Source organism: Bacillus sp. FSL W7-1346, assembly GCF_038593335.1.
Lineage (GTDB): Bacteria > Bacillota > Bacilli > Bacillales > Bacillaceae > Bacillus > Bacillus altitudinis.
In genome coordinates this window covers 945,453-965,432 of sequence record NZ_CP151988.1, presented here as the reverse complement: position 1 = coordinate 965,432, position 19,980 = coordinate 945,453, and the positions used below count along the sequence as shown (strand labels likewise).

The following is a 19,980-nucleotide window of genomic DNA, read 5'->3' as shown; positions in this document are numbered from 1 at the left end:
CGACCCTTGCCTTAGCAAGTGGTCGTTTTCTTTATCCCTTTTCGATTAACTTAGCTTCAAGTTCTTTGATTCTTGTGTTTAATACTTCTGTCATCGCACCTAATCTTTCTTTTGGCGGCAGATGATCAAATTCAGACAGCTCAATCGGTTCACCAATGATTAAGCGCATTTTCCCCTTCTTAAAAAGGCTTTTCGCATTAGAAGGTCCTTTGTACGCTGCTGGTACGATTGGTGATTTGCCGAGCTGCGCAATCGTAACGGCCCCTCTTTTTAAAGGAACATCTTCTGTTGTACGTGTTCCGCTTGGAAAAATCCCAACGATTTTCCCCTCTTTTAATAATTTAATGGGCGTTTTAATACTGCTTGGCCCAGGATTCTCTCGATCAACTGGAAAAGCATGAATCTTCTTTAAAAATCCGCCGATCCATTTATTTGCAAACAATTCTTTTTTCGCCATGTAGTGGATCTCAAACGGAAGAATTCCTGCGCCTAATGCAAGAACATCCACAAAACCCTCATGCGTACAAGCAATGACAAACCCTCGGTCTGTTGGCAGATTCTCTTTTTGATATACTTTGATTCCGCCTCGGAGAGCAAAAAATGCTTTGACGGTATAGCCTGAAAATTTATACATAGTGCACTTCCTTTGTTTGAAGAATGAAGGATTTGTTTCTATTATAACAAATTTTTTATTACCTGGTACTAAAAATTTTCTCCTGCTGATAAAATAGAGACGGTTCACTAAAATCATCTTTTCACTTAAGAGACCGCTCCTTCTGTATTCAAGTATGTGTTTTTAGGAGAGAATAGAGGAAGAAATGTGTCCAAAATTGTCGTTTTTTGAGTTTTTTTCCTGATTTGTTCTATTGAAAACACTTTATAAATGATGCAAATTTCGCTATGATAAGGAGAAATGATTTTGATTCGGTGAAAGAGATGAGTAATGTACGGCCTATGAGAAGTTTCGTGCAACTTTATGCCTTTCTTATGCGTGTATAACATAGAGGGGAGAAAAATCAGTGACGATCGATGAAATTTATCAAATGTATATGAACGATGTTTACAGGTTTCTGCTCTCCATGACAAAAGACAAACATTTGGCAGAGGACTTATTGCAGGAAACCTTTATGCGTGCTTATATACATATTCATTCCTACGACCATAGCAAAGTGAAACCTTGGTTATTTCAGGTGGCACGAAATGCTTTTATTGATTATGTCAGGAAACATAAAAAAGAAGTGACCATATCGGATGATCTCATTGGCGGCCTTTTACAAACGTCTGTACAAAGTCCTGCTGAACAGATTGAAATAAAAGAAGTCCTCAACATGTATTTGGAGCAGCTTCCAGATAACTACAAGGAAGCGTTGACATTGTATTATTTAAAAGAACTGAATTACAAAGAAGCATCCAAGGTCATGAATATTACTGAAGCAAATTTTAAAAGTGTTTTATTTCGTGCAAGGCAGCGCCTAAAAGCACTATATAACAGAGGTGTTAATGATGAATGAAGAGTTTAATAAGCGATGGGAACAATATAATAATGGCGAGATGAACGAAGAAGAAATGATGGCGTTTGAAGAAGAGCTCGAAGAAAATGAAAAACGCTTAAGCCAAGAACTGAATGACTCAGATTGGACAGACTTCTCCATCAGTCCTGAAAAACAAAAAGCCATTTTACAATACGGAAAAAGAAAGTCCTATTTACGTATTTCTGTGCTTGCTGTTATATCTACGCTGATTATTTTACCGCTTTGTACACTAGGTAGTTATCTATACTACGGCGTTGGCGGAGCAGACAGTAAAGGCAATCATTTTATGGAAACGGCCGCTGTAACAGTCGCCCTAACAAAACCGAATGTCGCCATTGATATGAAGGATTTAAAAGGGCAGGTCAAACTGTTTGGTATGAACACAGAACTTAAGCTGCAAAAACAAATTGGCAATAAAACAGAAGCCATCGGTAGTGAACAAATCGAAATGTTTTTCGATAAATTAAAGCAGCCTACGATCTCTTATTATGGCGACAGCGCACGTAATACGGAGGATTTCTTTACGCACCCTTCGTCGCAGGCAGATACATCTAAAAAACAAACACTCACCACTTTAGACAAGTTACCTGAAGGAACAGTGAGTGAAGTGTATGTATCCTATGACAAAGCATACACACCGAAAGACGTGTATTCATTTTCTAAAAAATATGATATGAAAGTGCTTTGGAATGCGATAAAAACAGAAGATTCATTAAGTGGAAATCAGCGTCCAATCGGTTTTCCCGGGAAAGACTCTGAATTTTTAAAAGAGCTTCAGCACACATCAAAAACAGAGGTTGATCAGTTCAAAGATGCCCTCGCCTATGTCAACCAGCATCCATCCTGGGCAAAAACGATCTCTGGCAGACCTGAACTTGACCTCTCTAACCGAATACGCTACATCAATCAAAATGGTGTCACGGTTTACGGTTCTGTTGTCACAGGTCCTTCTAAAGAAATAGAGAAATTTGTGAAGACAAAACGCATTAAAACGGCCAAAGTGAGCGAGGTGGAATTATGGAATTGGTAAGAATTTTTAAAGAGCATAATGTGTTTGGCTGGATTTCGGTCGGCACCGCTATTTTATCGCTGCTCATGCTGAACCTCGCCATTATCAGCAATGTGACATTTTATTCGTTTCAAATGCTTCCTTTTGCAATGGCCGCAGTTCCATTCGGTGTGATTGAACTGTTCATTAAAAAAGGCCGCACTGGACCAGGTTTCCTAGGCGTCGTTCTGAATATTTTTGTCATCGTTTGTGTCTATGCGATCGTCTCCATTGATGTCGATCTTCAATTAGGTTTTTAATACTAAAAAGCCAGTCATACTTGACTGGCTTTCAGATTGTTGACAAAGGGCTAAAATGTTGTTTATTTTAGCCCTTTGTCTTCTTTTCAGCGTGACCTGAAAACCTTTGAAGTCTAGGAAGGACGAGTACTGGAGCGGAGCGAATTTGACATTCGTGAGCACCAGCACGCAGAACTGACAAAGAATGCGAAGGTTTGTCTACACGCTGAGCCAGTCATACTTGACTGGCTTTTTCTGTACACTCTTATTTTTTGTTTAATTCGGAGTGCTTTCTTGAATATAAGAAATAGACAACAAGTCCAATGGCTAGCCAGATTAAGAAACGAACAAATGTGATGGTACCAAGCTTATAAATGAGCAGTCCGCAAGATAGAATAGCCAAGATTGGAATGAGCGGCACTGCGGGGCATCTGAATGCTCTCGGTAAATCAGGCTGTGTTTTTCTCATGACAATGACAGCAACTGAAATCAAAATGAAAGCTGAAAGTGTTCCGATGTTCACTAGACTTGCCAGCTCATCAAGCGGAATGAATCCACCCATTAATGCTGACAATGTTCCAAAGAAAAGAGTATTGATATAAGGTGTTTTATGTTTTGGATGAACCTTTGAAAGAACCTTTGGTACCAAGCCATCACGAGACATGGCAAACATGACACGTGTTTGGCCGTACAGCATGACAAGCATGACCGTGGTCATCCCTAAAATCGCCCCAACATCTACAATACCCGCCACCCAATTTTGACCGGCTACTTGTAAAACAAGAGACACTGGATGGGATACTCCCTCAAAGTTCATAAATGGAACAATGCCTGTCATGATCGCACTGACTACCACATACAACACGGTACAAATCAATAAGGAAGTGATGATTCCTCTTGGCAAGTTGCGGGATGGATTTTTTGTTTCCTCTGCCGCAGAAGCAACTGCATCAAATCCGATAAATGCAAAGAATACGAGAGCTGCTGCACTTAACACGCCTGAAGTTCCAAAAGGAACGAATGGTGTCCAGTTTTCAGGTTTTACATATTTCACAGCGACTAAAATAAAGAGCAGAATCACCGCAATTTTCATAATGACCATAATGTTGTTGACTCGTTTTGATTCTTTAATACCGAAGTACAGCAAGAAGGTGATGATCATTAAAATAATAAATGCAGGAAGATTAAAATATGTCACTTGACCCTTTAAACCACCTGGTGCTGCTGTTAATTCAACCGGTATATGAATCCCTATCCCATTTAAAAACGACACAAAGTAGCCTGACCAGCCTGCTGAAACGGCACTAGCGGCTAGCATATATTCTAATATCAAATCCCAGCCAATGATAAACGCTAAAAATTCTCCCATAGATGCGTACGTAAATGTATAAACAGATCCTGATACTGGCACTGTGGAAGCGAATTCCGCATATGACAATGCCGCAAATAAACATGCAAGACCTGCAATCACAAATGATAAAACAAGTCCTGGTCCTGCTGTGACGGCGCCTGTACCTGTCAGAACAAATATCCCTGTACCGATAATCGCTCCAATACCAAGCATCGTTAAGTCAAATGAACCTAATTCCTTTCTTAACGCTTTTTCCCCTTGTGTTGCCGCAATTAGCTCTGAAATGCTCTTCTTTCTAAACAACGAATTGCTCATACCATCACTCCCAAAACTTAGTATCCGTCTAAAGACGCCACCACTTCGTAATTCACTTTATTTTCTGAATATTTAGATTTAATTTAGCGCAATAAATTAGTGGCGTAAAATTATTATATATGAAAATTAAAAAATGAAAACACTTTTTTTCGAAATAGAGTGAAAATTCTTATTTATCAACAAAATATTTGTCAATCATCAGGGTAGATTTTCTTCAATCTTTATTCAAATCATAGCTTGGCTTCTTCTATTTATTATACAACATACAAAATTATACTTTTTTGATATAATTTTTATAAAGTGAAAATAAAATTATTCTTTTGATAACTTGTCTTCACTTTTGCTTATTTAAAAGCCTTTAGACTCATAGAGAGCTATGATAAAGGACTGATTGAGCTGCGCAAACGATATACAAAAAAAGAGACTGCCTAGTAAGCAGTCTCTTAAGATCCATTATTAGTTTACAAATGTCTTTGCGCCAAGGTAAATTGGCTTCCAATAGCTTGAAGTCATATCGCTGATCGTCACACCATCAGAAGCAGCGTGGATAAACTTGTTGTTCCCAAGGTAGACACCCATGTGAGATGGGCCAGATTTATAGGTTGTAAAGAAGACAAAATCTCCAACTTTAGGTGTTGAGACGCTTTTCATTGATCCCCAAAAACCTTCAGTTGTTTGTCTTGAAATCTTTGTTTGTTTGTTAATGATATACCACATAAAACCGCTGCAATCAAAGCCTTTCGGTGTCGTTCCACCCCATTTATATGGTGTACCGTTTTGTGCTTTCGCATCTGCTACGAGTTTAGACGTGTTTAAAGAAGAAGTAGCAACTGTTTTTTCTTTGACAGGTGTTGGTTTCACTTTGGATGTCTTTTTCACTTTCAGCTTTTGTCCAATTTTAATCAGGTCTGTTTTGAGTTTATTTAACGATTTCAGCTCTTTCACTGTCATTCCATATTTTTTGCCGATTTTAGATAAAGTATCACCTTTGACAACTTTATGAGTGGCTGTCGCTGAAGACGCTTTTACTTTTGTTGTTGTTTTTGATGTTTTCGTTACCTTTTTTGAAGAAGTACCATTCACTTTTAAAGTTTGTCCAACATAAATCGTGTTAGATTTCAGTTTATTGTCTGATTTAATCTTACTCACGGTTGTTTTGTATTTTTTCGCTAGAACAGAAAGAGAGTCACCTTTTTGAACCTTTACTGATTGTGCTGAGGCAGCTCCGGCAAATAATGTCGTCCCAAGTAGAACTGCACTTGCAGCTGTGATCAATTGTTTTTTCATTTGTTCCTCCTGTATGTATCTATCGTGATCCGAATTTTTATCTACTTTCTATTATAAGGATCGAATACCAGAAGAAATAGTCTTGACTTCCTACGACATTATGCTTATTAATTCGGCAAAAATTATTTTTTTTTAGGGTTCTTTTTATTTCATTTTTATTACACAATCATGACAAAACAAATGCATCTTGTCATAGATAAATCATACATTCATTTCTCTTTTTGGTTCATTCTATGTAAAGTGGACCTTTACAATTTTAAAGTGAACTTTACGGTGCTGTCATTTGGAATCCACACTTCTGCTCTACCATTGTAAACGTGAGAGCGATACATAAACAATGAGGAGGCAAAATGAATGAGTGTGTTGAAAAGCTCGAAAACGAAAATAGCTGCAATCGCAGCCGCATCAGTGTTATCGATTGGTATTTTTTCAGGAATTGAATTTGGACAGGCTGACAAAGCTGAGGCTAAAAAGAAACCAAAAAATGACGTACAAAATGTGATCGTGCTCATTGGAGATGGCATGGGAACACCTTACCTTTCAACTTACCGCTCATTTAAACACAACGGTGATCTTTCCAAGCAAACAGCGTTTGACCCTTACCTCACTGGCATGCATAAAACATACCCTGATGATTCTAAAAGTAACATTACTGATTCAGCAGCAGCTGGTACAGCCATGGCAACTGGTCAAAAGACATACAACAACGCCATTGGTGTAAACAAAAATGGCAAAAAACTAAAAACAGTATTAGAAGAAGCAAAACGCAAAGGAAAGTCTACTGGTCTCGTCGTCACATCTGAATTAACCAATGCGACACCTGCTGCGTATGCCGCCCACGATGTGTCTAGAAAAAACACAGCAGCCATTGCTGATGATTTCTTCGATGAGAAAATTGGCAAACAGCATACAGTCGATGTCATGCTTGGCGGAGGACTGATCGATTTTGTCCGCAAAGATCGTGATTTGACGAAAGAATTTCAAAAAGCAGGCTATCGTTACGTAACCAATAAAGCTGACTTACAAAAAAACAAACAGCAAAAATTGTTAGGCATTTTTGCTGACGGTGGTCTCGATAAAGCAATTGATCGTGATAAAACGACCCCTTCCTTGCAAGACATGACATCCTCAGCCATCAAACAGCTGTCTAAAAACAAAAAAGGATTTTTCCTCATGGTTGAAGGCAGTCAAATTGACTGGGCTGGACATGACCACGATATTGTCAGTGCGATGAGTGAGATGAAGGATTTTGAAAAAGCATTTAAAGAAGCCATTCGTTTCGCAAAAAAGGATAAAAACACATTAGTCATCACGACCGCAGATCATTCAACTGGCGGCCTTTCCTTCGGAGCAGACGGCTCGGGCAGCTGGGATTATCAGCCTGTCAAAGCAGCAAAAAAGACACCTGATTTCATTGCAAACAAAATTGTAGGGGGTATGACGGTCGAGACTGCGCTTCAACAATACATCGACCTTGATTTCACAAAAGAGGAAATCGCCTCTATTCAAAAGGCGGCTGAAACAAAAGATCCTGTTCAAATCGATGATGCCATCGAAAAAGTCATCAATACGAGGTCTCATACAGGCTGGACCACATCGGGTCATACAGGGGATGAAGTACCATTTTATGCTTATGGACCAACAAGTGAGCAGCTAAAAGGGCTTATGGAAAATACAGATCAAGCGAAACACATTTTCAAACTGCTGAGAAACCAATAAAGTGCTAATCACAAAAAAAGATGTCTAGTCGTAGACATCTTTTTTGATCATTAAGTGAGATACTTCCTATGAACCCCTTTTCCATCGTATGAAAACATCACTTCTTTTCCTTCAAGAACTGACTCGATGTGCACACTTCTTCCCCATAGCTGATACAAATATGGAAGCACCTTTTCTAAGTATTTGAGATCGAGTTCAATGCCTTCATACCAATGTTTAATATAGAGTTCATTGTTTTTTAAATAGTCACCATCGATGACTGTCAAATACGGAAAGCCGCCATTGACCCTCATGCTGACTAGCTGATCACGGACTGCCTTCCATTCTTTATCAATGACTTTATAGTCTCTCCCCTGCTTTTGAAACAAGTACAAATCTTCCCTCATCACAAGGTCTTTCGTTAAGTAATTTCGAATAAAAGAAATGTCTGATTCAATTTCTCGCACTTCAAACATTTTGCTGCGACCGGACCCTTCCGTCACTCCTGCTTTTTTTAATTCCTCGCATGGATGATCGTAGCGCTCTTCAATATCTTCAAAAATCTTCAGCCCTAAATAGTAAGGATTGATTCCTGTCTTAGATGGCTGCACGACACCTGCATTTAATTTGGCAAATTCAATCGATTCACTTGAATCTAAATCAAGTTCACGCATAATCCGCTGGTGCCAATACGATGCCCAGCCTTCATTCATGATTTTCGTTTCTAGCTGTGGCCAAAAATAGAGCATTTCCTCTCTCAGCATCGTCAGCACATCCCGCTGCCAAGGCTCTAGCTCCCGGGAGTGTGCCTCGATAAAGAGCAAAATATCTTTTTCTGGCTTTGGGGGGAATTGCTTGATCGTTTTCTTTTTCTCACGTGTTTTTGATTCATCCATTCCCCACAAATCATCATATGGCGTTTGACGTTTTGGTTTGTCCTCTTCATATTCATCTTCATCGTCGAGATTCCAGCTTAATTTTGAACGAACAAGCGACGGATCAATATGCTCCTGCAATGCCAATACAGCATCTAAAAAGGACTCGACTTCTTTTGTACCGTGGATATGTTCATATTCTTTAATTCGCTCTGCTGCCGCTGACATACTTTCCACCATATCTCGTTTTGTGTTTTGGAAACGGCAGTTGTTTTTAAAGAAATCGCAGTGTGCCAAGACATGAGCCACAATTAGTTTATTTTGAACAAGCGAATTGTTATCAAGGAGAAAGGCATAGCAAGGATTTGAATTAATCACCAGCTCATAAATTTTGCTTAATCCTAAATCATAATGAAGCTTCATTTTGTGAAATTGCTTTCCAAAGCTCCAGTGGCTAAATCGTGTTGGCATGCCATATGCACCGAATGTATAAATAATCTCCGCGGGACAGATTTCATACCTCATCGGATAAAAATCTAGACCAAACCCTTCTGCAATTTCTGTAATTTCATCAATGGCTCGTTGTAAAAGACGCTTTTCAGATACGCTCAAGGAAACCATCCCTCCTCATCGGACTTATCCCTACTATATGAGCGTACCTAAAAAAACATGATGTTCAGCCAGTTGTTTAGACGACTTCCATTTCTTTCATGGACTGCCCGCCGAACGCTTCAAAATGGATATTCTCTTCCGGAATGTCCAACGCTTTTAGAATAAGGATCATCTCTTGAGTAAATACTGGGGAACCGCAAACATAAAATTGGCCTTTTCCTTCACCAATGACTGATTGAAGGAAAGGTCGGTTAATCCGCGTAGCCACCTTCTCAACCAGCTCACTCTTTCCACTCTTTTCAAATTGTTCGTTACAAAGGATAATACGCCCCTCTGGAGATGAAATAAGAACGTGTTCAAACTCTTGTTCAAAAGCAGTTACATCCTCTAGTCTGTCTGCATGAATCATCGTGAATGGCTGATTGTTATGCGACGCTGTTTTCACTAAACCAATCATTGGTGTGACACCAGAACCGGCACTAATCAAATAAACGGGTTCTTTGGTGTCATCTTGCAAGCAGAACATTCCCTGCGGCATACTCACGTGAAGAATATCGCCTTCTCTCATTTCATCATGCAGGAATGTGGAGACATGCCCATCTCGTTTCACGGTGATGCGATAGTAAGATAGGTGATATTGATCTGATAAACTGTATTGTCTGCTGCATACATAGGCTTCACCCGGCATATCTACCTGCACCGTAATGTATTGACCAGGTTCATACATTGGTAGCTCAGATTCATCTTCTGGTACTAAATAAAAGGAAATGAGTGATGGAGATTCTTGTTTCTTTTTCTTCAGAATAAACGGTTTGACATCTGCCCATCCACTAGTTTGTTTCACATTTTCAGCCATCATTTCTGCCTCAATGGTGATGAATATATTCGCAATGATGTCATATGCAGCCTTCCAAGCCAACAATGTGTCATCTTCCTCTGATAACCCAAATACCTCTTTCATTGCTTCAAGAAGGTGATATCCGACGATTGGGTACTGCTCTTTTTTCACCATGACACTGACATGCTTATGGGCAATTTGTTTCACAGCAGGTAACAAGTCTGCCAAGCGATCAATGTGCAGTGCAGCTTGATAGAGTGTTGCGGCAAGCGCCTCTGGCTGGCTTCCATTCATGAGATTTGTTTTATTAAACTGATTGAGTAGCTCTGGATGCTGTCTGATCATATTTTGATAAAAAACAGTCACAAGTTTTGTTCCCTCAGCTTTTAGAAGAGGGGCTGATTGTTTAATGGCATTCATTTGATCTGTGGATAACATCGTTATTCCTTCTTTCAAAAGATGTATTTTAAATACATCTTTATCGTAATGGAAGACAACGTATAAAAGCAATATTTATAATACATGTTTTAAATGTTGTCACATTTAGTACTTTCTCGAACAGTTTTTGTCTAAAATGTGTTACGATGATACAAAACTCTATTAGGTTTAGAGGTCGTCCAAATGAAACTTACGAATTATACAGATTTCTCATTAAGGGTACTCATTTATTTAGCTTCGAGAGAAAACAATGAACTGTCAAATATTCAGCAGATTGCCGATATTTATGGCATTTCGAAAAATCACCTGACAAAGGTCATTTACCATCTTGGAAAACGTGGTTATGTAGAAACGATCCGCGGAAGAAATGGTGGGATTAGGCTGGGGAAAAGCCCAGAAAGCATTAATATTGGTGAGGTTGTCCGCTATACAGAGGATGATTTAGTCATGGTTGAATGCTTTGATCCGAAGAAAAACAGCTGTATTATCTCCCCGATTTGTTCATTAAAGCACGTACTTCATGAAGCACTCACTGCTTATTTACGCGTTCTTGACCAATACACATTAAATGATTTAACACAAAACAAAGATGCTCTAAGAGAGCTTCTGCTCTAAGGCGAAAGAATTTATTTCTTTCGTCTTTTTCTTTACCTCCTTGTAATAATAATTTATTTAAAATTATTATAAATAAATATTGACTATCATGTTTGATTCAATATAATTAGGGTATATAGATTGCTAGAAACCATTTTTTGTTTACAGGAGGAGAAAAAGAATGACAAATTCTAATCATAAAAATTTGACAACGAATCAAGGCGTGCCAGTTGGCGATAATCAAAACTCAAGAACTGCTGGTCACAGGGGGCCTTCATTTCTTGATGATTACCATTTGATTGAAAAACTTGCACACTTTGACCGTGAACGTATTCCAGAGCGTGTCGTTCATGCAAGAGGCGCCGGCGCTTATGGTGTATTTGAAGTAGAAAATAGCATGGAGAAACATACAAGAGCAGCCTTCTTAAGTGAAGAAGGAAAACAAACAGACGTTTTTGTCCGTTTCTCAACGGTTATTCACCCTAAAGGTTCACCTGAAACATTACGTGACCCTCGTGGTTTCGCTGTCAAATTTTATACAGAAGAAGGCAACTATGATCTAGTTGGGAACAACTTGCCGATCTTCTTCATTCGTGATGCACTCAAATTCCCTGACATGGTTCACTCTCTTAAGCCAGATCCTGTAACCAACATTCAAGATCCTGACCGTTATTGGGATTTTATGACGTTAACACCTGAATCCACTCACATGCTCACATGGCTCTTCTCTGACGAAGGTATTCCTGCGAACTACGCTGAAATGCGCGGTTCTGGTGTTCATACGTTTAGATGGGTAAACAAATACGGAGAAACAAAATATGTGAAATACCACTGGAGACCATCAGAAGGCATTCGCAATTTATCAATGGAAGAAGCTGCCGAAATTCAAGCAAACGATTTCCAGCATGCGACAAGAGATTTGTATGATCGTATTGAAAAAGGAAATTATCCAGCATGGGATCTTTACGTTCAGCTTATGCCGCTCAGTGATTATGATGAACTAGATTATGATCCATGTGATCCGACGAAGACGTGGAGCGAGGAAGATTATCCACTGCAAAAAGTAGGCCGCATGACACTGAACCGCAATCCAGAAAATTTCTTTGCTGAAACAGAGCAAGCTGCTTTCACGCCAAGTGCCCTAGTACCAGGAATTGAAGCATCTGAAGACAAACTGCTTCAAGGTCGTCTGTTCTCTTATCCTGACACGCAGCGTCACCGCCTAGGTGCAAACTACATGCGCATCCCAGTGAACTGTCCTTATGCGCCTGTTCACAATAACCAACAGGATGGCTTTATGACAACAACTCGTCCAAGCGGTCATATTAACTATGAACCAAACCGTTATGACGATCAGCCAAAAGAAAACCCTCACTACAAAGAAAGTGAACCGGTTCTTCACGGTGACCGTATGGTGAGACAAAAAATCGAAAAACCAAACGATTTCAAACAAGCTGGAGAAAAATATCGAAGCTACTCTGAAGAAGAGAAACAAGCATTGATCAAAAACTTGACAGCTGACTTGAAAGACGTAAATGAAAAAACGAAATTACTTGCGATCTGCAACTTCTATCGTGCAGATGAAGATTATGGACAGCGTTTAGCGGATTCACTCGGTGTGGATATTCGCTCATATCTTCAAGGAAGCATGAAATAAATCTTCTTTTCAGCTGGAGCACCTCTTTTTAAAAGAGGTGCTTTTTTATAGCCGAAATACGTTAATACTAATCAAATGACCCGTCACTGGATGAAAATAAATTTCTGCATGTGCTGGAAATCGTGTGGAGCCTTCCTTCACGGTCACGCGAAACACATCTTTTGTTTGATCTTCATTCACTTGTGTACGTCCAATGTAATGATAATCGTTTAAAGCGGCGCCTTCATATTCATCTTGCAAGGCAGTATACGCAAGTCTTTCCCAATTCTCTGCCGGCTGCACAGCTGCTTGTGAAGATGGATGAATCATGAGACTGCCAAATAAAACAATTCCTGCTGCAAAAAGCATCCATAATTTCGGGTGCATAATATCAATATTCTCACTTTCATGTCTATTTTGTTTAGGTTTTGCTGGTTGGTTCTTTTTCATACATCAAGCATTTATTCAGCCTATAATTCCCGGTACCCAGTTTATGCAGACACCAACTTTTCCCCTGAAAAAGTCGACCTGATCCGAGCAAACTAATGAGGACTTCTCAAGGGAAAGGAGAAGGTTTAATGAATGTGGCAGATTATGATAAAGCACTTTATTATACGCATCGCTCGCAATGGGATAATTTACTTATTCTTATGGTCCGTACGCAAGATGATTTGCTCTCGAAACGTATTGAGCATTTCTTACATGCGTATCAATTTAACCGGAACGATGCAGATGTTGAAAAATGTTTATATGGACTCCTGCAGTATATCGACCATGCTTCAGAGGCTGCCGTTGCTGAAGCATATGCAGAACCGATGTACACATAAAGAAAAAGGCTGATGATCAGCCTTTTTACATACATTTAGCAGTGCGCAGTAATTGGAAGCATGAAGTGGTCTTTGACCCAATCTTGTTTTGTATAAACAAACAGCGCATCCTCATCATTTGGCGCCTTCACCGTGTGTAAGCCGTCAATTGACGTATCAGGAGTAAAATAGAACATCACTTTTATCGTCGTTTCATTCATAATATGTGCAACAACTTCCTCTATATTTTGTGGCTCAAGAGAAATGATATCAAAGACATGTATGGTTTCATTTTCTTCATTCATCAGGACAATCGTATCCAACGCTTCAATATAAAAAATTGCATCCGGCCAAACCAATGTAAAGTAGAACATTAATAAGCTGCCATGATCCTCAGCATCTAATTTCATTGAACCCGTTTGACGTTTTTCTGCGAACTGTTCAAGTAATGGCAGGTCATGTTCCAATGTTAGCTGCTTGAGGCGCATATCCTTATTTATTTGAATGACGCTTTTGCCGATATCGAGACTAAATTCACTTTCGTGGTAACGGGTAAAGCCGAATTTCGGATAAAAATCCAGTACAGTTTCATTGGCAAAAAGAAAAATCAAATCACTGTCATGTTCGTACGCATCCATAATATGCTGCATTAACTTTGTCGCTAATCCCTTGTTGCGGTAGGCTTGATCCGTCATGACCGTGCCAATTTGAACAGCTCGATACGTTTCGCCATCAATGACCAGTGACAGAAGATAAACGGAAGCATTTGAGATGACTTTCCCGTGATGGACAAAAGAATAAGGAATGTATTTTTCATCCCAATATCCTCTTTTGTACCAGTCACTAAAATCCAAATCAAAAGTTTTGATCGCTAATTGATTAAAGCTTTCTTTCAATTCGTTATCATGGCGATAATCACTCACTAATTCATATGTGTCCATGCTCATTTCCTCCTTTTATCATTTCACCTTTAGTCAGCCGGTTTGGCTTATCACCTCCTTCAAATAAAAAAGACTTAATGAACATATACTCATCAAGTCTTTTAACGTTTTATCTAATAGACATCAGACTGAACATACATCTCTTTTCACGCAAAAGGGCACATCAAATAAACCAACAACTGTGCTCTTTTTATTCAATTCATTGAACTAAATGTGTGCTTAAAAGTTTTAGCATACGACTAAATTCCCTTCTGTTATAGCAGCTCTTTGGGCTGACTTTTTTGATAATCCACTGCATACAGAGCCGCTTGGGTACGATCTGCCAGCTCTAGCTTTGATAATACATGAGATACGTGCGTTTTGACAGTCTTTTCAGAAATGAACAAAGATGAGGCAATTTCTTTATTGCTTTTGCCCTTTGCAATTTCGAATAAGACATCTCTCTCTCTATTGGTCAGCTCTTTCATTAACTCCCATCTTTGCTCTTTTGGTTCAGTCAAATGCTGCACAAGAAAATTGGTGATATGACCATCTAATTGATAGGTGCCCTTTTGTACGTCAATCATTGTCGTAAGAAGTTTTTCTGGCGCTACATCCTTGAGCTGATAGGCTTTTGCCCCTGCTTGAATGGCGGGAATAACATAATCTTTATCCGCATAGCTTGTCAGGATCACAATGCGGGTATCAGGCATTTCCAGCGTCATTTGTTTCGTTGCCTCAATGCCATTCATTACAGGCATCGATAAATCCATGAGAACGATGTCAGGGCGCGTTTGTCTGACAATTACTAATGCTTCTTCTCCATTAGAAGCCTCACCAACGATTTCAATGTCAGACTGTGTCTGCAGGAAAAACACAAGCCCTTTTCTCACAATATGATGATCATCTGCAATGACGACTCTCATGAAGATCCCTTCCTTTCTTGAGAAAATGGCACCTTTACTTGAATAGTGGTTCCTTTACCAAGCTCAGACTCTATACAAAATGTCCCTCCAGCTCTTTTGATGCGGTCAGACATACCTTTCAGACCGAGTGAAGGAAGGCTCATTTGTTCATCGTACTGAAATCCTTTTCCCTGATCGATGATTTTCATACCAAACGTATCTCCTGATTGCTCCAGTTTGACCTCTACTTTCTCAACACCCGCATGCTTTTGGCAATTATTTAGAGCTTCTTGGCATACGCGAAATAAGGTTTCGTGCTTTGAATGATCTATTTCCATACAGCCTGATAAAGACAATGAACAATTTAGACCTAAAAGCTGTGCATACTCTTCAATCGCTGTCGTAAATCCTTTTTCAAGTCCTTTTGGTCTTAACTGCCATATGAGTGAGCGCATTTCAATGAGGGCATCTTGTGATAAATGCTGAATAAAATCAATCATTTCACCTAATTTTTGATCACTTGTCATTTGACGCGCTGCCTTTGCAGTCAAACTCACGGAAAACAGCATTTGATTCACAGAATCATGTAAATCCTGCGCAAGCCGGTTTCGTTCTTCTAGCAGTGCATGCTGCTGCTCATTTTGCACAAGCTTCATACGCTGAATAGCCGTACCAATTTGCAGTGCAATACTTTCAAGCAGATTCAGCTCCTCCTGTGTAAATGTGACCTTCCCTTTTGCCGCCACATTTAATAAGCCAAACGTACGCTTACATGCTTGGAGAGGAACGGTTGCATGATGGGTAATTCCTTCTGTATCTCCAAGCTTTTGCTCAATCGCCGTTTCAATCCGTTTACAATTGATGATATTGGTCGCTGATTGCAGTGAGCCTTTTGTGTAGCGGTTGATGCAATAGCAATCGTTTTGACACATCAATTGCTTTCGATCCTTTGCCAGCGCTTCAGGTAAACATACTTCTGCCATTAGTTCATACGATCCGTCTTCTTCTATAAAATAAATCCATGCTGTTTGAAAGCCTGTCACTTCCATAAGCATATGAAGCACTTCATGAAGCGTTTCCTTCATTTCCATCCCTTCATTTAGCTTTTCAGCAATTTCTTTTAACGTTTTTAATGTTTTGACTTTTTCTTGGTAATCTCCCATCGTGTGTACCCCCGGCTTTTACTGCCTCTCTGATCAATATGTTGATTATACCATGAGCATCTGTGCGGCTCTTTCTCAAAAAGGATGATTTTTTCTCATCCTTTCGACTGAGAAAAGCCATCATGCATGACATGATGGCTTTGTGATATTTTATTTAGCTGTTTCTTCCACAATGTCATAGACGACTTTCATGACTTCTTCTGATAAGTGTTTCAGCTTTTCTTCGCTGTCTGTTAACGATGTGCCTTTGACTGCAATATAAAATTTGACTTTAGGCTCCGTACCAGAAGGTCGTAAACAAAACCATGAGCCATCTTCAAGGAAATATTTCAGGACGTTTGATGCCGGCAGATGAATCGTTTCTTCTTTCTTTTCAGCCACAAGGTGCCTTTGACTTGATTGATAATCCTCAATGACCGTAATGCGCTGACCGGCGATAGAAGCTGGCGGGTTTGATCTAAAGGTATGAAGAATAGCAGAAATCTGCTCTGCTCCTACTTTCCCCTTTAAGGTTAATGACTTTAACCCTTCTCTATAAAATCCAAATTCCTTAAAAATATCAACAAGCGCATCGTATAATGACTTGCCTTGTTTCTTATAAAAGGCTGCGACCTCAACTGCTAATAGCGCCGCTTGAACTGCATCTTTATCTCGTGCAAAATCACCGATCAAATAGCCGTAGCTTTCTTCATAGCCAAATTGAAACGTGTATTCTCCGCTTTCTTCAAACTGCTTGATTTTTTCTCCGATAAATTTAAAGCCAGTGAGCGTATCAATCGTGTCAGCTCCAAATGCTGAGGCAACAGCACGCCCAAGCTCACTTGTCACAATCGTTTTCATCACAACGGGGCGAGGCGGTAGCTGACCTAGTTTTTGTTTTTCAGATAATAAATAATGAAGTAGTAAGGCGCCTGTTTGGTTGCCCGTCAAAACGGTAAATTCTCCATCGTGATTTTTCACAGCGATACCTAATCGATCTGCATCTGGATCTGTCGCAATCAACATATCAGCATTTTGCTTTTTGCCAAGCTTGATGGCGTATTCAAAAGCGGCATGCTCCTCTGGATTTGGAGATGTGACCGTCGAGAATTGCGGATCTGGTTTTTCCTGTTCAGGTACAACCGTCACATGCTCATAACCAAAGGCCTGAAGTCCGTTTCGGACAGGTTTATTCGCCGTCCCATGAAGCGGGGTAAACACCACTTTGACATCGACTTCTTTTGCAAGCTCAGGGTGCACACGAATGGTTTTTAATTTTTCCATATACGCTTGATCGATTTCTTCACCAATCATGCGGATCAAACCATTTTGCTTCAATACTTCTTCTGATTCCACTGAAATGGCTAATTCATTTTCGATGGCATCTACTTCTTTAATGACTTGATCTGCTTCAAATGGGGGCATTTGGCCTCCATCTTCTCCATAAACTTTATAGCCATTATATTCTGGCGGATTGTGACTTGCTGTCACAACAATCCCTGCAAAGGCATTCAGTTCTCGAACTGCAAAAGAGAGTTCTGGTGTCGGACGCAGTTCATCAAATACGTATGTTTGAATGCCATGTGAAGCAAGTGTTTTGGCCGCTTCCATCGCAAATTCAGGAGATTTATGGCGTGAATCATAGGCAATGGCGACGCCTCTTTTTTTTGCATCCTCTCCATGTGCTGCAATATACGCAGCAAGACCAGCGGATGCTTTTCGAACAGTATAAACATTCATTCGGTTCGTTCCAGCACCAATTTCTCCGCGCATTCCTCCAGTACCAAACTCAAGGTTTTTGTAGAAACAGTCTTCAAGTGCTTGATGATCATCTTGATGTGCCTCCAGCCATTCCCTTAGTTCAGTATCCAGGTGCTTCTCATTGATCCAACGCTCATAATTCGTAATCCAACTCATGGTCGTCCTCCCAGTTCTTAACATCAATAAATTAATATCTACTGTTATTTTATATGGAATTATCCTTTATGTCATGTTATATCATGAACATATGAAAAAACGATGAACAAAATAAAAAAAGCCGATACACGATCGGCTTTTTACTTATTCAGCATCAAGCGGTACGACTGCTTCATGGAATAGTCGGTCTAATTCAGTTTGATGTTTCTGTTTTGTCGCTTCATCCCAGCCAAAACGATCTGCCATATAGTCAACAACAGGCTGTGCATACGTTTTTGCCCAATTGATATTAAATAATAGGCTGCCTGTTCTTCTCAAGAAGAAATCAACAGGTGTAACAGCCAATTCTTCTTCGATCGCATAGACAAGTTCAGCCAACACATATGCGGGAATATTTCGTTTGTCTGCTTCCCCCTGAAGCTGCTCTACACGCTTGAAGACATTGCTGACGTTTGAGCCATATTTCTCAGCTAATTTTTGTGCAATCGGTTCTGTCAAACCAACGGATGCTCCTTCTGCCGTTTTCGCTTGAACAAAGGATGCCATATTTTTCGAACCGCCTACATGCCCACCTGAAATTGGCATATGTTTCGTTTTACATGGTCCGAAATCTTTTCCAGTTTCCTCTTTAAGTCCATCACGTACAAGATCCACAATATGTTCAGCCATTTTACGGTAACCTGTTAATTTACCGCCGGCAATCGTGATTAAGCCTGAAGATGATGTCCATACCTCATCCTTACGAGAAATTTCTGAAGGATCTTTCCCTTCTTCATGAATGAGTGGACGAAGACCAGCCCAGTTAGATTCAACGTCTTTTTCTGTAATATGAAGATCTGGGAACATATATTGAATGGCTTTGATCACGTAATCACGATCTGCTTTTGTCATACGCGGATGTTCCAGCTGTTTTTTGTAAACGGTATCTGTTGTTCCCACGTACGTTTTTCCTTCTCTTGGAATCGCAAAGACCATTCGTTTATCAGGTGTGTCAAAGTAGATTGCTTGTTTTAATGGGAAAACAGATTGATCAAATACTAAGTGAATTCCTTTTGTATGCTGTAAATGTTTCCCCTCTTTTGAGTGGTCCTTGTCTCTTAGCTGATCGACCCACGGACCTGTCGCATTGACGATTTTTTTCGCATATACATCGTATGTTTTCTGTGTTGTGACATCTTCAATGACAACACCGACAACTTTGCCTTTATCATAAATAAATTCTTTTACTTTCGCATAGTTGACCGCTTCTGCCCCGAATTTCACAGCCTCTTTCATGACTTCAATTGTCAGGCGTGCATCATCTGTACGGTATTCAACATAGTAGCCCCCGCCTTTTAAGCCATCCTTTTTCACAAGCGGTTCTTTTGCAAGTGTTTCTTTCGCACTTAGCATACTTCTGCGTTCACTATGCTTAACGCCAGCTAAAAAGTCATATACTCTAAGTCCAATTGAAGTTGAAAACTTACCGAATGTCCCGCCTTTATGCATCGGAAGAAGCATCCATTCTGGCGTTGTCACATGAGGACCGTTTTCGTATACGATGGCACGCTCTTTACCGACCTCTGCGACCATTTTCACTTCAAATTGTTTTAAATAACGAAGTCCACCGTGTACAAGTTTCGTTGAGCGGCTAGACGTACCTGCTGCGAAATCCTGCATCTCCGCAAGACCGACACGCATTCCGCGTGAAGCCGCATCAAGTGCCGTACCTGCGCCTGTAATACCCCCACCAATGATAAACACATCATATGGTTTTTTTGTCATGTCCTGAAGCATTTGTTCTCTTTCTAAGCTAGAAAAAGTCATCTCTTGTTCCTCCCATGTTGT

General features: G+C 39.9%; 18 protein-coding genes. 7 read left to right on the top strand and 11 right to left on the bottom strand.

Annotation, left to right across the window (positions count from 1 at the left end):
- Positions 1-31: 31 nt before the first annotated feature.
- Positions 32-634: a 1-acyl-sn-glycerol-3-phosphate acyltransferase gene (locus NST09_RS04850; RefSeq protein WP_017360344.1), complete on the bottom strand. Its 603-nt coding sequence runs from the start codon at positions 632-634 to the stop codon at positions 32-34.
- Positions 635-1,019: 385 nt separating this feature from the next.
- Between NST09_RS04850 and NST09_RS04845 the strand changes: the two genes are divergently transcribed.
- The 3 genes from NST09_RS04845 to NST09_RS04835 are packed head-to-tail and all read left to right on the top strand — an operon-like array spanning position 1,020 to position 2,840.
- Positions 1,020-1,511, top strand: a complete 492-nt coding sequence (locus NST09_RS04845) for a sigma-70 family RNA polymerase sigma factor (RefSeq protein ID WP_008348979.1) — start codon at positions 1,020-1,022, stop codon at positions 1,509-1,511.
- Positions 1,504-2,562: an anti-sigma factor gene (locus NST09_RS04840; RefSeq protein ID WP_017366923.1), complete on the top strand. Its 1,059-nt coding sequence runs from the start codon at positions 1,504-1,506 to the stop codon at positions 2,560-2,562. Before NST09_RS04845 ends, NST09_RS04840 begins: the two co-directional genes overlap by 8 nt.
- The gene (locus tag NST09_RS04835) at positions 2,550-2,840 is read left to right on the top strand and encodes a hypothetical protein (RefSeq protein WP_008348984.1); all 291 of its coding nucleotides are present in this window, start codon (positions 2,550-2,552) and stop codon (positions 2,838-2,840) included. Before NST09_RS04840 ends, NST09_RS04835 begins: the two co-directional genes overlap by 13 nt.
- Before the next feature lie 244 nt (positions 2,841-3,084).
- Here NST09_RS04835 and NST09_RS04830 read toward each other — a convergent pair whose 3' ends face one another.
- Together NST09_RS04830 and NST09_RS04825 are read right to left on the bottom strand one after the other, a co-directional pair.
- Positions 3,085-4,485, bottom strand: coding sequence for an amino acid permease (locus NST09_RS04830; RefSeq protein ID WP_008348986.1), 1,401 nt, complete (start codon positions 4,483-4,485; stop codon positions 3,085-3,087).
- A 456-nt stretch (positions 4,486-4,941) separates the two neighbouring features.
- Positions 4,942-5,772: a C40 family peptidase gene (locus NST09_RS04825; protein WP_008348987.1), complete on the bottom strand. Its 831-nt coding sequence runs from the start codon at positions 5,770-5,772 to the stop codon at positions 4,942-4,944.
- Positions 5,773-6,126: 354 nt separating this feature from the next.
- Here NST09_RS04825 and NST09_RS04820 point away from each other — a divergent pair, with 354 nt between their 5' ends.
- Entirely contained in the window at positions 6,127-7,491 is a 1,365-nt protein-coding gene (locus NST09_RS04820) for an alkaline phosphatase (RefSeq protein ID WP_342493398.1), read from the top strand.
- Between the two features lie 50 nt (positions 7,492-7,541).
- Here NST09_RS04820 and NST09_RS04815 read toward each other — a convergent pair whose 3' ends face one another.
- Both NST09_RS04815 and NST09_RS04810 read right to left on the bottom strand, forming a co-directional pair.
- On the bottom strand, positions 7,542-8,957 hold the full coding sequence (locus NST09_RS04815; RefSeq protein ID WP_035703425.1) for a SpoVR family protein: 1,416 nt from the start codon (positions 8,955-8,957) through the stop codon (positions 7,542-7,544).
- Between the two features lie 76 nt (positions 8,958-9,033).
- Positions 9,034-10,233, bottom strand: a complete 1,200-nt coding sequence (locus NST09_RS04810) for a globin domain-containing protein (protein ID WP_342493397.1) — start codon at positions 10,231-10,233, stop codon at positions 9,034-9,036.
- A 183-nt stretch (positions 10,234-10,416) separates the two neighbouring features.
- On the opposite strand from NST09_RS04810, the gene NST09_RS04805 reads away from it, so the two are divergent.
- Together NST09_RS04805 and NST09_RS04800 are read left to right on the top strand one after the other, a co-directional pair.
- Positions 10,417-10,848 (top strand): Rrf2 family transcriptional regulator, encoded by a 432-nt coding sequence (locus NST09_RS04805; RefSeq protein WP_041507532.1) that lies wholly within the window; start codon positions 10,417-10,419, stop codon positions 10,846-10,848.
- Between the two features lie 160 nt (positions 10,849-11,008).
- The gene (locus NST09_RS04800) at positions 11,009-12,484 is read left to right on the top strand and encodes a catalase (protein ID WP_041091807.1); all 1,476 of its coding nucleotides are present in this window, start codon (positions 11,009-11,011) and stop codon (positions 12,482-12,484) included.
- 45 nt (positions 12,485-12,529) lie between these two features.
- Here the strand turns inward: NST09_RS04800 and NST09_RS04795 are convergent, their stop codons facing one another.
- Entirely contained in the window at positions 12,530-12,793 is a 264-nt protein-coding gene (locus NST09_RS04795) for a YqzG/YhdC family protein (protein WP_234932512.1), read from the bottom strand.
- A 248-nt stretch (positions 12,794-13,041) separates the two neighbouring features.
- On the opposite strand from NST09_RS04795, the gene NST09_RS04790 reads away from it, so the two are divergent.
- The gene (locus NST09_RS04790; protein ID WP_008349000.1) at positions 13,042-13,290 is read left to right on the top strand and encodes a YhdB family protein; all 249 of its coding nucleotides are present in this window, start codon (positions 13,042-13,044) and stop codon (positions 13,288-13,290) included.
- 35 nt (positions 13,291-13,325) lie between these two features.
- Here NST09_RS04790 and NST09_RS04785 read toward each other — a convergent pair whose 3' ends face one another.
- From NST09_RS04785 to glpD, 5 genes are all read right to left on the bottom strand, one after another.
- Entirely contained in the window at positions 13,326-14,210 is an 885-nt protein-coding gene (locus tag NST09_RS04785) for a GNAT family N-acetyltransferase (protein WP_017360351.1), read from the bottom strand.
- 254 nt (positions 14,211-14,464) lie between these two features.
- Positions 14,465-15,115, bottom strand: coding sequence for a response regulator transcription factor (locus tag NST09_RS04780; protein WP_017360352.1), 651 nt, complete (start codon positions 15,113-15,115; stop codon positions 14,465-14,467).
- On the bottom strand, positions 15,112-16,257 hold the full coding sequence (locus NST09_RS04775; protein ID WP_108611632.1) for a GAF domain-containing sensor histidine kinase: 1,146 nt from the start codon (positions 16,255-16,257) through the stop codon (positions 15,112-15,114). Before NST09_RS04775 ends, NST09_RS04780 begins: the two co-directional genes overlap by 4 nt.
- 150 nt (positions 16,258-16,407) lie before the next feature.
- Entirely contained in the window at positions 16,408-18,153 is a 1,746-nt protein-coding gene (locus NST09_RS04770) for a phospho-sugar mutase (RefSeq protein ID WP_008349007.1), read from the bottom strand.
- 144 nt (positions 18,154-18,297) lie between these two features.
- Positions 18,298-19,959 (bottom strand): glycerol-3-phosphate dehydrogenase, encoded by a 1,662-nt coding sequence (glpD, locus tag NST09_RS04765; protein ID WP_342493396.1) that lies wholly within the window; start codon positions 19,957-19,959, stop codon positions 18,298-18,300.
- Between the last annotated feature and the right edge of the window lie 21 nt (positions 19,960-19,980).